The sequence below is a fragment of the Streptomyces sp. NPDC006476 genome (genome assembly GCF_040612015.1).
Taxonomy (GTDB): domain Bacteria; phylum Actinomycetota; class Actinomycetes; order Streptomycetales; family Streptomycetaceae; genus Streptomyces; species Streptomyces griseorubiginosus_B.
In genome coordinates this window covers 1-13,169 of record NZ_JBEXPK010000089.1, presented here as the reverse complement: position 1 = coordinate 13,169, position 13,169 = coordinate 1, and the positions used below count along the sequence as shown (strand labels likewise).

Here is a 13,169-nt window from a genome sequence, read left to right as displayed (position 1 = left end):
CACGTCACTGGTCGTCTCGCGGACCGGGGACTGCGATCACGGCTGCGCTGTACTCACAGCGGAATGTTGCCGTGCCGCCGGTCGGGGACGGTGGCACGTTTGGTGCGTAGCGCACGCAGGGCGCGAACGATGTGCGAGCGGGTGCTGCGCGGCTCGATGACCGCGTCGATGTAGCCGCGGGCGGCAGCCGCATAGGGGGTGCCGCAGACGGTTTCGTACTGCTCCACCAACTTCGCCCTCAGATCCGCCGCCGACCGCTCGCCGACTGCCGCGGCCGCGGCGAGCTCACGGCGATGCAGCACGCCGACCGCCCCCTGAGCGCCCATCACGGCGATGCTGGCGGTGGGCCAGGCGAAGTTGACGTCGGCGCCCAGATGCTTGGAGCCCATGACAGCGTATCCGCCGCCGTAGGCCTTGCGGACCACCACGGTGATCTTCGGCACGGTGGCCTCGGCGTAGGCATACAGCAGCTTTGCTCCGCGCCGAATGATCCCGGCCTGTTCCTGGTGGGTGCCCGAAAGGTAGCCGGGGACATCGGCGAAGGTCAGCAGCGGTACACCAAACGCATCACAGAAGCGGACGAACCGGGCAGCCTTCTCGGAGGCGTCGATGTCGAGCACACCGGCGCTGTGCAACGGCTGGTTCGCCACGACGCCCACGGAGCGGCCCTCGACCCGGGCCAGGGCGCAGAGGATGTTGGGTGCGAACAGCTCGTGCACTTCGAGCAGTTCACCGTCGTCGACGACCGAGACGAGGATCTCCCGCATGTCGTACGCCGCCTCGGGCCGATCGGGGACGATGGCGTCCAGGCGCGGATCGTCGAAGGAGGCGCCCGGCGCAAAAGCGTACTCGGGGCAGCCGGAACGGTTGTTCGCCGGAAGGTAGGAGAGCAGGACCCGGACCAGGTCGAGGGCGTCGTCCTCGTCCTCGGCGAGGAAATGGGCGTTTCCGTTGACGGAGTTGCTGGCGCGGGCTCCGCCGAGTTCCTCGGCCGTCGTCCGTTCCCCGGTGACCGACGCGATGACATCCGGGCCGGTGACGAACATGTGCGAGGTGCCGTCGACCATGACAGTGAAGTCGGTGAGGGCGGGCGAGTAGGCGGCGCCGCCCGCGCACGGGCCCATGATCACGGAGATCTGCGGGATGACGCCGGAGGCATGGACGTTGCGATAGGCCAGTTCCGCGTAGAGGGCCAGAGCGGCCACGCCTTCCTGGATGCGTGCACCGCCGGAGTCGTTGAGACCGATGACCGGGCACCCGGTCTCCATCGCCAGATCCATCGTCCTGACGACCTTCTCCCCGAACGCCTCCCCCATACTGCCACCGTGGACGGTGGCATCCTGTGCGAAGACGCACACCTGGCGTGCGTCGACAGTGCCGAAGCCGGTGATCACCCCGTCGCCGTACGCCGTGTCCCCACTGCCGTTGCGGCCGCACACCAGTGCACCGGTCTCGACGAAGGAATCCGGATCCAGCAACCGAGCCAGGCGCTCGCGAGCGGTCAGGCGGCCGCGCGCGGCCTGTCGGGCCACGGCCTGCGCGGATCCGCCGGCCAGGGCCCGTCGCTGTCGAGCAGCGAGGTCCGCGAGCCGTTGCGCCGTCGCACCCACGGCAAGAGCGGGCGATTCCCGGGTCTTTGCGGTCGAGGTCACAGCCACCTCCTTCGGCAGCTGTGAGCATGGCAGTTGCGCAAGCGGCAGTCCTCTTTTTCGCGCCCGATGTGAAGTTATTGAGCGATCTGCGGCGCGCGTTCGTAGACGGACTACAAGCGGAGACGACCGAACGTCGGCTGACTCACCGCTGTGCCGACACCCAGCCGGGCATTCGGGGAGGGGGCGGACTGGAGGTTGCCGGACGTGGACCGGATCGGTCCCCTTTGACCACAGGGCATCACACCCGGCCGTCCGTGAACCGAGCGGACAGCAGACGCCGACGCTTCTCCGAGCGGCCAGCCTCATTGACCACCCGGTCCACCAGCTCTGGCGGGCACGACCGGGTCAAGCTCCCAGGCCCAGCCACTCCAGACGGGATATCAGCACACCGGCCCAACCGGCCGACAGCCACAAAAGCAACGGCATTGTCATCGGTTCGACAAGGGGAAACAGTCATGCCGGGCCCGGAGGCCAGCGGTCCCCTTGCAGGACCGCGAAGAAGATAACGGGGGAGAGATCCCTGACCTGGGCCCGGCCGTTGCGAGTCGCTGGTGGCGGTATGGCGGGGATACCGCCGCGCCCGAGGCGGCGGCATCCCCGCCGGCCTCATCCGGTGAAGTAGCCGTCCAGGTCGGCGATGAGATCGACGTTCTGAGAGGCGTTGTGGAAGTCCCCCGTGCCGTGGGTCACGGGCACGATGACTAGGTTGGGGAAGTTCTCCCCGGGAGTGAAGTTGAGTTGGAACCGCGAGCTCACCCCCGGGGGCAATACGGCGCTGACGTAGGGCTCAACGGTTCACCAAGCAGCGAACGGTCCCCAGCTTGACGTCAGCGAGTCCCCGGCAGCCCCGCCACGAACCGCGGTCCGTCCCCTCGGTGCTGCACCGGGAACGTCACCTTGAGACCGGTCTCCTGACCTGCCACCGACAACCACGTGACGAACTGCAGCCCCAGGAAGGCTTTCTTCGAGCCGCCTGCCGAGACGTACGGTCGGGGCAGGTGGAGCGTCAGCTTGCCGGGTCTGCCGCCCCGGTTGCCGTCGAAGAAAAGCAGACGCTGGTCGGTCATCACTATGTACAGGGGGCGGGGTGTGACCGTGGCCATGACCGTGCCGGCGCTGAGGACACCGACCACTGCCGCGGTGAGGGCTTGTTTGCGTACGGAGACCGATCCGACGCCCGCGAGTGAGGTGAACTCGACCTGTTCGCCCTGGAGCATCAAGGGGGCCGCCGTTTCCATGAGTTGGCGGGTGCGGCGGGCGTTGAGGGCCATGAGGGCTCCAGGTGCATTGGGGGCAGGTGGGACGTGGAGGCCCGCGGGCACAGGCCGGCAGAAGGTGTGCAAGCTACGGATATCACACGTCCGACAGGTGTCCGGGGGTGGGTACCGGTCAAGCCGTGCCCCTGTTCTGACCGGGCCGGAACCGAGTATTGCCCGGTGGACCCGTGTTCACCGGCCTCGCTTGCGATCCGCCGCATGTCGCACCCTTCGTCCCTGCCGCATCCCGACTTCGAGCTCGCAGGCCGCTCCGTGTCGGACTGGGCGGCGGTCCTGCAGTACGTCGACGGGCTGCCCTACTGCACCGACCGCAGCTTCGCCGTCCATGTGCTCTCCGAGGTGGACGGGCTCGAACAGTGGCTGCGCTCCCTCGTCGCCGCCCCCGACGACGTGCTCGCCCTCACCGTCCTCGGCGCCCGCGTGGTGCGCATCGGCTGGACGATCCGGACCACGGCCCGTGCCGAGCACGTCAGCCGGGAGCAGTTCGCCGGGCTGCACGCTCACCTGCGCCAGGCCGAGCAGCTGCTGATCCGGGCCACCGCCCTCGACCCGTCGCACGACGCGCCCACCACCGCCATTGGGCTGCAGCTCGGGCAGAACGAAGCGCCCGAAGCGGGGCGGCAGCTGGGAAGCAACTCACGATTTCGCCCGGGAATGCATGCTGAGCGCACCAGAGGGGGCCATGAACGGCGGGCTGGTGGCCGAAGTGCACATGGAGCAATGGCCTGCGCCGGAAGGAGCGCGAGCAGTACCTGCGGCAGGACCACGTGCGCACCGAACTCGTCGAAGTCGCCGAACGCTCCGCCCTGCACCCGCACTTCCACCGCAGTTACGGCTGGATCACCGCCCAGGACCACTTCGCCCAACTGGGCTCCGAGCTGTGGGCGGTGACGACAGCTCATCTGCGCGCGGTGGCAGGGGAGGCGGCGCGGACCGCCTTGATGCAGGTACCTGCGGGACACGCCGCGGGGTGGGCCGGGTACCCGGCCGCCCCGACCAGTTCGCCGTACGCGCACTGGGAGGCGGTTCGCGTCGGTGCGCGGTGACGCGTCGGCACTGGTGGTCGGAGACGAGGGCGTCAGCCTGATAACGGCGAGGCAGGGCGGCACGCAGGAGGCGGCGACCGTGCTCTACCGCGCCTGCGCCGCCGTACTGAACTGGCCCGACGGTGGCCGCCGGCTCATCGGCACCGACAGCATCACCATTGATTGTCGAGCCCGGGCACTACGGCCTCGACGCAGACACGATGGCCGCCCTTGACATCGCCGTACCGCCGACTGGCTTCGTCGGGCTGCCGCCCCGGCAGCAGCCGGACGAAGGCACAGCCGCCCGTCGTGCGGGCGGGGACCGAGGCGCCCCGAGCAGGGCGCCCCCGCCTTCGGCCGGCGCACCGGCCGGCAGACGGCGGCGCTGGCAGCGGGCCGCAAACCCGGAGCCGAGGAGGCTCTCTCCAGTTCCCAGGACAACCTTCCGACCATTCCACGCCCCTTACGCCGGGAGGTTCTTCGGCGACCGCTCCAGGTCCAAGATCGCCTTCCATGGCCTTCGCCAATCAAGCACAGGCTCAGCTCCTCCTTGGCCCGCCCACGGGCGGGGGTTAAATGACGACGCTGCAGGCTTCACTTCATGTTGCGGACTGGCCGGTTGCACACCCCCGAAGGGCGCTTGTCACTCCACTTCGACGCCACCATTTCGAGTGACGCCGGGAGTCAGCTACCAGGGACCCTGGCGTCTCCCCGGACCGGACTTCCACCGGCTGGCTACCCTGAGCTTGACGTCCGGTTACATCAGTTCACCTCCCTTCTGAGCTGCGGTGACGCCCGGACTGCTGGACGTACGCTTGCCGTTTAACCTCGGCGCTCGATGAGACGGGCGAGTGATTCTGTGGGCCAGCAGAGCCACTGCAGGAGTGGGTCGGCGACCACGAAGTAGTGGGCGCTGACCCAACCTCGCTTCTTGTCCAGGGTCTGCGGGGCCTCATCGCGGTAGACGTAGCGGAGATAGCGGCGGCGGATCGGTGCTCCTGCTATCAGCAGTACTGGTGAGGCGACAAGGATAGCCAGCGGGATCAGGGCTTTCACGGCCGTGAGCTTGGCTCTCTCCCCGCTGCGGCACGTAACCGCACACGCCTGCTCGACACCGCACGCCATGCCTTCTCGTCCGGGCCAGCGCCGGTGTCCATGAAGCAGATCGCGCGGGACACGGGGGTAGGCATCGGCACGCTCTACCGGCACTTCCCCACACGGGAAGCACTCGTCGAAGCGATCCCAGGCACGAGCTCGCCCAACTGTGCGCCGACGCCGAGGCGCTTCTCCGGACGAGGGATCGGCCCACGCACTGCCCAGCTGAATGGACCACTTCGCCGACTACGCGATGACGCGGCGAGAGAGCACAGACGCGCTGCGTGGCGTTCTCACGTCCAGCGCCGTGACCGCGTCAACGGCACATGAACAGCTCTGCGCAGCGGTGCGAACCCCCACCCTCTCCGCCTGACCCGAGCGCCCGGCGCCCGAGGATCGCCTTCCTCGGGCGCTCCGGCGTACGTACGGCGCGGCAAGGCGGAGGGAGGGCCGTGCAGCCGGGGTCACCCTTGAGGCCAGGCACGGGGAGGAGTGGGCCGTGGGTGGCGGCAGTCAGGGGCCCTTGGCGACGCACAACCGGGGCCGGGAATGACTTCCTGCGCTCCCTCGGAGCGGACGCGATCGCCGGGGACACCCTGGCCCGCTCCCTCGACGTCCTGCGCCCGGGCGGCACCCTCGTCTCGCTGCCGGGCGGCGATCCCCACGTGGTGGCGAATGGTGCCGAGCAGGGCATCCGCTTCGAGGGCCTCTCGTCGAGGCCGACCACGGCCGGCATGCGAGTCATCGCCGACCTCGTCGAAGCCGTCTTTGGTCACCGCTTACGTCGACCAGCTGCTGGTCCGGAAGAACGTGACCGCCCGCCATCTGTACCTGGGTCCCTCGGCACTTGACCGCCGGACAGGGGCGAGTGGCCGGGCAGGAGAGGCAACGGGCGGTTCCCCTTCGGTGTGGCCGGGTGCGTGGGCGCACTCCGACCGCACCGAAGGGATCGGCCACCCCAGCCGCGACAACGTGCCGGCCACTCAGGAGAGTCGACGCTTGAGGATCTTGCCGGTGGAGGTCAGGGGCAGTTCGTCGACGAACTGGACGACGCGCGGGTACTTGTACGCGGCGAGCCGCTCCTTCGCCCAGGCCACGAGCTCGTCCTCGGTCGTGCCGCTGCCTGCCTCCTTCACCACGACGGCCTTGATCTCCTCGCCGTGGGACTCGTGCGGTACGCCGATCACGGCGGCCAGCGAGACCGCGGGGTGTTCCATGAGCACGTCCTCGATCTCACGCGGATAGACGTTGAAGCCACCCCGGATGATCATGTCCTTGGACCGGTCGACGATGTAGTAGAAGCCGTCCTCGTCCTTGCGGGCGAGGTCGCCGGAGCGGAACCAGCCCTCCCTGATCGCCTCGGCCGTCGCTTCGGGCCGCTTGTAGTAGCCCTTCATGACGTTGTGCCCCTTGATCGCGATCTCCCCGATCTCGTCGGCGCCACCCTTGACCTCCGACCAGTCGTCGCGGATGAGTTTCATCTCCACGCCCGGAATGGGCACACCGATCGAACCGACGCGGGGCTCCTCACCGAAACGGGAGAAGGACGCGATCGGCGAGGTCTCGGACAGTCCGTAGCCTTCGAGGATCGTGACGCCGAAGCGGTCCTTGAACTGCTTGTGGATCTCGGCGGGCAGCGCCGCGCCGCCGGCCGCGGCCACACGAAGGTTCGCTGCCAGGCGGGCGACGTCGACCGTCTCATCGAGTGCCGCGAGCAGACCCCAGTACATCGTCGGGACCCCGGCGAAGAACGACACGTCGTGGGCGAGCATGAGGCGCAGGGCCGCCTGCGCCTCGAACCTCGGCTGCATCACGATCGTGCCGCCGAACGCGAAGCTGAGGACGTCAACCTGCTCGAACCCCAGCGCCCGGATGAAAGTGACGGCGTCCTTGGCCATCTCCTCGATGGTCTTCGGCGTCACGCCGGTGGAGGCGCCCACGCCCCTGTTGTCGAACGTGATCACCCGGTGCTTGGCGGCGATGCCGTCGACGACCCGGGGATCCCAGTTGTCCAGGACCGCGGCGAGGTGGGTGATGAAGATGACCGGCATGCCGGTCCGGGGGCCGAGGTCGCGGTAGGCGAAGGTCACTCCGTCGGCGGTGACGGTGCGGGTCTGCGCGTTCTTGTACGACGTCACCACGTCGCCTCGTACTTCATGTGCTTCATGCGCGTCGTTCACGGTCGTGTCCTTCGATGTGAGGGTTGGCGCCAGTGTGCGCCGCCCCCTTCTTCCTTGCAGGGTGGGTGCAGGGCGGTAACCCGGTCTCCCGACTGCGGCGGCACTCGGCGGCCAGAGGCCTCGGGCGCGGGCGCGGGGCCGCTCCGGGTCAGATCCCTGAGGTCCCAGCGACCTTTAAAGCATGACCGTAATTTTATGAGGGGGCAAGAGGGGAAGCGGAACGAGATGGGATAGCGACAGCGATCTGGTCCGTGGTGACGCCGTCCATAGACGCGCCGCTGCCGATGAGGAAGAAGTGCGCGGCCGGGTCGGCGGCCTGAAAGGCCGACCATGCCTCGCGCCCGATCGGGAGTTCTGGACTGCCTTCGAAGGCGAAGTACGCCGTCGCGTCCGAGTCGTTGAGGTGGTAGGCGATCTCCCGCGCCTTGAGGAGTACGTTCAACGGCACCACGACCGCGCCGGCTTTGAGGATCCCGAAGTAGATCGTCGTGAACTGCGGGATGTTCGCGCAGGACAGGGCAACCTTCTCGCCAGGGCGGATGCCGCGCTCGGTCAGCAGGTTCGCCACCCGGTTCGACGCCGCGTCGAGTTCCGCGTAGGAGATCCGATCACCACCGAAGACGATCGCCGTGCGCGCCGGGTATTCCGACGCGGTGCGGGTCAGTAGACCGGACACGTTCCGGGTCGAACTCGTCATCAACGGCTCCTGGTCTGTGCGTAGTCGGCGCACCGCGTTGTTGCTGACATCAGGTGGTGAGAAAGTCCTCGCCCTCACGCACGTCGAGGCGTCCGAGGATGCTCTGGACGGTACGATCCCGCGCCAGGCCGGAGTCCAGGGCGGGTGCGATGATGCCGCGGACCCTCGATACCACTGTCCATCTGCGCGGACGGAAGACCCGCACATCGCGGCGGCACAGGCCCTCGAGTATGGCTTGCGCCGCTTGCTCGGGGCTGATGCGCTTGCGCAGGAACCTCGGTTGGGTGTCGAGCAGCGCCTGGGCTGCCGGATCCTCGTCGACGCTCTGCCGGATCATGTCCGTGTTGATCATCGCGAAGTACGCGGTCGTGACGCTGACGCCATGGGCGGCGAGCTCGACCCTCAGTCCACGGCCAAGCTGCTCGACCGCTGCCTTGCTCATCGCGTACGGGATCGTGCCGGCCCCGTTGACGAAGGCGAACACCGACGAGATCAGGACGAGCCGGCCACGGTTCTCTATGAGGCCCGGAAGGGCAGCACGGACCGTGTTGAGCACACCCCCGACGTTCACGTCGAAGAGTCGGTCGGCCACCGGAGGCGATGACGCCCGGAGGGTCACGCCCCGCGCGACCACACCTGCGTTCGCGATCACGATGTCCAGGCGGCCGGCGTCCCCGACGACGGTCTCGACCGCTCGGGTCAGGTCGCCGAAGTCGGTCACATCACCGACCAGGTAGGTGACCCGCTCGTCGATCGCCTCACCCGCGGCCGGACGGTGCAGATCGACGACGAAGACCCGGGCACCGGCGGCGGTCAGGGACCGCGCGGTCGCCGCGCCCAGGCCCCGGCCGCCGCCAGTGACGAGGGCGACCTTTCCGGCGATCGACCGGTCGGATCTCTCAGCCATTGAGGAACTCCAGAACCTCGGGGACGAACTCCCGGTGGTACTGGAAGACGCCGCCGTGCCCGGAGTTCGGATAGATCTTCAGCCGAGCGTTCGGGATCCGGCGGGCCATGTCGGCCGAGTTGCTGCTGGCCACCATGAGGTCGTGATCACCGTTGGCGACGAAGACCGGCTGGATGATCACCGAGAGGTCGTCGGGTGCGTGCAGTCCGGCCGCGCGGATGGCCTTCAGCTGCGCGCGTCGAGCCTGCAGGGAGATTTTCTCGTCGCGATTCTGGGTGCGTTCCTTGAGCCGGGCGAGGTAGTCCTTCGCGGCCCGCTTGCCCTCTGCGTCGCGCGGGAAGAACAGGAATGTCCTGGCGTCTTTCAGGGTGAGCGCGGACTTGACGTACGCCTTGACCGCGACCTTGTTGATCTCCTTGATGCCGCCGCCTCCACGGGGACCGGTCCCGGCCAGGATGATCCGGCGCACGAGCTCGGGTGCCTGCAGGGCCACCATCTGTGCGACTCCGCCGCCGAGCGAGAACCCGAAGAGGTCGACCTTCTCGAGTCCCATCGCACGGATGAAGGCGACGGCGTCGCGGCCCATCTCCTCGACGTCGGGCGGCACGGATCCTCCGGACCCACCGACCCCGCGGTTGTCGAACGTGATCACCCGGTGGCGGGCAGCGATGCCGTCGATGATCCTCGGGTCCCAGTCATCAAGGACAGCCATCAGATGGTGCAGGAACACCACCGGAACACCACCGGTCGGACCGAGCTCGCGGTAGGCGAACGGCACCCCGCCGACATCGATTGTGCGCGTGGGCACGTCGATCCACTTCATGCTCTTTGTCGTCTTCATCTGGCCTCCCCGGATACGGCGCGAGGACCGCAGCTCCGTGCAGTTACATTACGATCGTTCTTCTTACGGTCGTAATAGATACACGCCGGAATGGGGCGACGGCAAGGGCCCTGCACCCACTGAGCCCGGATCCACCGGCTTGATTCAGGAGCGATCGTTCCGGGGTCGTTCGGGTGGTCTGGCGGTTGATCTGCGGTTTGGGCAGGCAGTGTCCGCTGGTCTGCCCAGCTCTCCCACATGTCCACACGCCTCGGGCCCCTTCAGGCGGGTTGGGCAGAAGCGCGTCAGGCGGTCGGTGGCGCGGGTGAGGTTGTGGGCCAGGGCGGCGAGGTGAGCCAGACGGCATTCGCCTGGAAGTGCCCGGACGGCGCGTGTGCGAACGCGCTGAGGCGCCCGTTCGGGATCGCGCGCTGCGTCGTACTCGGCGGGCGGTACGTAGTCGAGTGCGGAGTGCAGGCGTTCTTCGTTGTACCACGTGACCCACTGGAAGATCGCCCGCTCGACCTGGTCGAAGTCCCGCCACGGCCCTTGCATCTCGATCAGCTCGGCCTTGAAGGTGCCGTTGAGCGCATCGGCCATCGCGGCGTACGAGTCCGCGACAGATCCGACCGAGGCGGCGGCACCGATGTCTGCGAGCCGCTCGGTGTACCGAATGGACAGGTATTGACCAGGTTCGACCAATGGATGCAACCCCATCCGACTTGTATCGAGCATTTGACACAAGATCTTGCGCACGGCATCTTGTACTAGCTGCTCGATACAACCGTGCTCGCGGCAGGCAGCCCCCTGTACCGCTGGGCACCGACCACCGCAACCGCCCCCACTCCACCGAGGTCCCCACATGCTCGACACCGCTCCACCCGCATCCCCCCGCCGCGCCCGCGCCGATCACTACGCCCGCTGGGCCGGTCTGGTCGCGGGCACCGTGGCCGCGCTGCGACTGGCCACCCTTCCCACCGCCGAGTTCGGCGACGATTTCAGCAGGCCGATCGTCATGGCCATCACCGGCTTCGGTCTGTGCGTGGCGGGCGGCGTCCTGCTCGGCGACGCCCTCACCCCCCGTCCTCAGGAAGCGATCCGCACTGCCGAACTCACCCCCCGCCGGGTCCGAGACCACGTGCCGCCTCGCATGACGCCCTTACTTCTCCTGCAGGCGGTCGCCCTCGTCGTACTGCTGGCAGCCGGCGCTGCCACCGCCTCCCCCGACCTCATAGGCCGACCGGACAGGGCCCTCACCCTCTCGTGCGGCGGCGTGAGCGAACCCGTCAGCTCCTGGCCGGGCTTGTACTACGGCCCCCCAATCCTCGCCTCACTCAGCGCCGGCACAGCCGCCTGCGTCTGGGCCCTGCGCCGCATCGCCCACCGCCCCGGCAGCGACCGGCAACGCCGCGACCGCTCGCTGGCGATCACCGCCGCCTGGGGCCTGCTGGTCTCGCCGCAGCTGCTCCTCGTCGTTTTGATGATGGCCATCACGCTGACGCACGTGACCTGCGCCGCCACGTTCGGCACCGTCACCGCGGTGGTCATATACCCCCTGGGCCTGCTCGCCCTGACCACCCTGGTCTGGTCCCTGTTCACCGTTGTGGCACCCCGGGCGGCCCGGCGATGACCGGCCCCGTCGTCCGCGTCGACACCAGCAGCGCCATCCCGCCATACGAGCAGATCCGCGCCCAACTGGCCGCCATGATCCTCACCGGCCAACTGACCGAGGGCGAACGCCTCCCGACCGTGCGTCAGCTCGCCGCCGACCTGGGCCTGGCCCCGGGCACCGTGGCCCGCGCCTACCGCGAGCTGGAGGCAGCGGAGCTGATCCGCACCCGCCGCGGCGCAGGCACCCGGGTCGCGCCACCGCCATCCGAGCCGAACCACCCGAATCCTCACCAACTCGCCACGCTGGCGAGGGACTTCACCTCAGCCGCCCGCGCTCTGGGCGCCGACACCGAAGCCATCCTGGCCGCTGTCCATGATGCCCTGGGCCAGGACCAGCCGCGGACCAGCAACATGACCCACGGCTGAAGGCATCCAACCCGGCGAACCAATGCGGTCACAGCACTGATATGTAGGGGCGGTCTGTCAAGGGGCAGTGTTCAGCGGCGTCCGGGACAGGGGTCGCGGGCGCTGTTGGTGTGTCTGGGGCCGGTCGGTGCCTGGTGGCGCGCGTGTCGGTCTCGACGCGTGGTCCATGCTGATATGCGCGGGTTGGGTACCGCAGGACGGGCTGTTCGGCGGGAGCGTTTCCGCGGGTCTAGAGATCGAGCGTGGCGGGCTGTGGCCGCTGCTCATAGTGCTGCCGCGGGTCGCTCCTCACGCTGCCGCCACCAGGTCACCGGCCGGCCGGTCTGTGGGCCTGTCTCAGTCGGGCAGGGTGGCCAGCGACCAGCACCAGCCGGCCAGCTCGCGGGCGATGGCCACGTTCGCCACCACCGGCCGCTTGTGATGGGCGGTGAAGGTCTTCCAGCGCTGGTTGAGCCGCTGATTGCCCAGGTGTCCGCGGGCGCGCGCTGCGGCCGGTGCGCGTTGCCAGCGGGCCTGGATCGTGGCCCCGGCCCGGTAGCGCTTGCGGTGGTGCCAGGCGGCTTCGACCAACAGCCTGCGGGCATGGGAGTTGCCCGTCTTGGTGATCGGCCCTTGCGCACGGGACTGGCCGCTGGAGGACTCACCCGGTACCAGCCCGAGGTAGGCGCCGATGCTCGCTCCGGTGAACCGCTCCCAGTCACCGATTTCCACGGCCAGGGCGAAGGCGGTGAGCGTGTCGATTCCGCGCAGGCACCCGAGCCGGGCGACCACCGCAGACCACGGTGAGTCGATGGCCATCGCGGCGATCGTTTTGTCGAGTCGGGCCCGGCGTGCCTCGGCCAGGACCACCGCCTCGTAGGCGCTGTCGTAGGCGGCCTGCAGCGCCACGTCGTCGAAGCGCTGCCCGCCCAGCCACGCATGGTGCGCCGGCCTCCACGTCACCCCGCCGCTCCACACGAGCCCGTGGCGCAGCAGCAGTTTGCTCACCCGATGGCGCGCCCGCATCAGATCCCCGCGCACGTCCTCGCGGGCCCGCACCAGATCCCGGGCGGCTTCCTCGGCCGGCGAGGGCACCCGCACCGCGGTGAACTCGTCCAGGCGCAGCAGCTTCGCCAGGTGCAGGGCGTCACGCGCATCGGTTTTCACCCGCTCACCGGCCGGACGCTGCAGCCTTGAGGGCGCGAGTACCTCGCAGCGTCTCCCCGCTGCCGAAAGCGCCCGGGCCAGGCCGAAACCGGTCGGTCCGGCTTCGTAGGCCACCGCGGCCGGAGCGGGCAGGCCACTGATCCACCCCAGGACGTCCGCGTACTGCGGCGTGAGCCCACAGCGGATCAACTCCCCGGTCACCGTGTCGATCGCGCACGCCACCACGCTGCGGGCATGCACATCCAACCCGACGCTCGTACGCTCAGAAAACACCGGGCCTCCCGCAAATGTAGGCACTACCGGCCAGGCTGCGCCCGGCCGGCAACCCACGAC

The 13,169-nt window shown here is 68.7% G+C and carries 13 protein-coding genes; 4 read left to right on the top strand and 9 right to left on the bottom strand.

Annotated elements, in window-relative coordinates; all coding sequences use genetic code 11:
* Positions 1 to 53: 53 nt before the first annotated feature.
* The gene (locus ABZZ74_RS46050; RefSeq protein WP_356950100.1) at positions 54 to 1,652 is read right to left on the bottom strand and encodes an acyl-CoA carboxylase subunit beta; all 1,599 of its coding nucleotides are present in this window, start codon (positions 1,650 to 1,652) and stop codon (positions 54 to 56) included.
* An 827-nt stretch (positions 1,653 to 2,479) separates the two neighbouring features.
* Entirely contained in the window at positions 2,480 to 2,923 is a 444-nt protein-coding gene (locus tag ABZZ74_RS46045) for a hypothetical protein (RefSeq protein ID WP_356950099.1), read from the bottom strand.
* 204 nt (positions 2,924 to 3,127) lie between these two features.
* Between ABZZ74_RS46045 and ABZZ74_RS46040 the strand changes: the two genes are divergently transcribed.
* Positions 3,128 to 3,820 (top strand): hypothetical protein, encoded by a 693-nt coding sequence (locus ABZZ74_RS46040; RefSeq protein WP_356950098.1) that lies wholly within the window; start codon positions 3,128 to 3,130, stop codon positions 3,818 to 3,820.
* 956 nt (positions 3,821 to 4,776) lie between these two features.
* Here ABZZ74_RS46040 and ABZZ74_RS46035 read toward each other — a convergent pair.
* Positions 4,777 to 5,010, bottom strand: coding sequence for a hypothetical protein (locus ABZZ74_RS46035; protein ID WP_356950097.1), 234 nt, complete (start codon positions 5,008 to 5,010; stop codon positions 4,777 to 4,779).
* A gap of 99 nt (positions 5,011 to 5,109) precedes the next feature.
* On the opposite strand from ABZZ74_RS46035, the gene ABZZ74_RS46030 reads away from it, so the two are divergent.
* The gene (locus ABZZ74_RS46030; RefSeq protein WP_356950096.1) at positions 5,110 to 5,379 is read left to right on the top strand and encodes a helix-turn-helix domain-containing protein; all 270 of its coding nucleotides are present in this window, start codon (positions 5,110 to 5,112) and stop codon (positions 5,377 to 5,379) included.
* A 653-nt stretch (positions 5,380 to 6,032) separates the two neighbouring features.
* Here the strand turns inward: ABZZ74_RS46030 and ABZZ74_RS46025 are convergent.
* From ABZZ74_RS46025 to ABZZ74_RS46005, 5 genes are all read right to left on the bottom strand, one after another.
* Positions 6,033 to 7,229: an alpha/beta fold hydrolase gene (locus ABZZ74_RS46025; protein ID WP_356950095.1), complete on the bottom strand. Its 1,197-nt coding sequence runs from the start codon at positions 7,227 to 7,229 to the stop codon at positions 6,033 to 6,035.
* A gap of 193 nt (positions 7,230 to 7,422) precedes the next feature.
* A complete protein-coding gene (locus ABZZ74_RS46020) occupies positions 7,423 to 7,926 on the bottom strand; it encodes an AMP-binding protein (protein WP_356950094.1) in 504 nt (167 codons plus the stop codon).
* 49 nt (positions 7,927 to 7,975) lie between these two features.
* Positions 7,976 to 8,833 carry an SDR family NAD(P)-dependent oxidoreductase gene (locus tag ABZZ74_RS46015; RefSeq protein WP_356950093.1) on the bottom strand — a complete coding sequence of 286 codons (858 nt, stop codon included), beginning with the start codon at positions 8,831 to 8,833 and terminating at the stop codon, positions 7,976 to 7,978.
* Positions 8,826 to 9,674, bottom strand: coding sequence for an alpha/beta hydrolase (locus ABZZ74_RS46010; protein WP_356950092.1), 849 nt, complete (start codon positions 9,672 to 9,674; stop codon positions 8,826 to 8,828). Before ABZZ74_RS46010 ends, ABZZ74_RS46015 begins: the two co-directional genes overlap by 8 nt.
* A 144-nt stretch (positions 9,675 to 9,818) precedes the next feature.
* Entirely contained in the window at positions 9,819 to 10,409 is a 591-nt protein-coding gene (locus ABZZ74_RS46005; protein WP_356950091.1) for an integrase core domain-containing protein, read from the bottom strand.
* A gap of 106 nt (positions 10,410 to 10,515) precedes the next feature.
* Between ABZZ74_RS46005 and ABZZ74_RS46000 the strand changes: the two genes are divergently transcribed.
* Entirely contained in the window at positions 10,516 to 11,283 is a 768-nt protein-coding gene (locus ABZZ74_RS46000) for a hypothetical protein (protein ID WP_356950090.1), read from the top strand.
* Positions 11,280 to 11,690: a GntR family transcriptional regulator gene (locus ABZZ74_RS45995; RefSeq protein ID WP_356950089.1), complete on the top strand. Its 411-nt coding sequence runs from the start codon at positions 11,280 to 11,282 to the stop codon at positions 11,688 to 11,690. Before ABZZ74_RS46000 ends, ABZZ74_RS45995 begins: the two co-directional genes overlap by 4 nt.
* 336 nt (positions 11,691 to 12,026) lie before the next feature.
* Here the strand turns inward: ABZZ74_RS45995 and ABZZ74_RS45990 are convergent, their stop codons facing one another.
* Positions 12,027 to 13,076 carry an IS110 family transposase gene (locus tag ABZZ74_RS45990; RefSeq protein ID WP_356950113.1) on the bottom strand — a complete coding sequence of 350 codons (1,050 nt, stop codon included), beginning with the start codon at positions 13,074 to 13,076 and terminating at the stop codon, positions 12,027 to 12,029.
* Between the last annotated feature and the right edge of the window lie 93 nt (positions 13,077 to 13,169).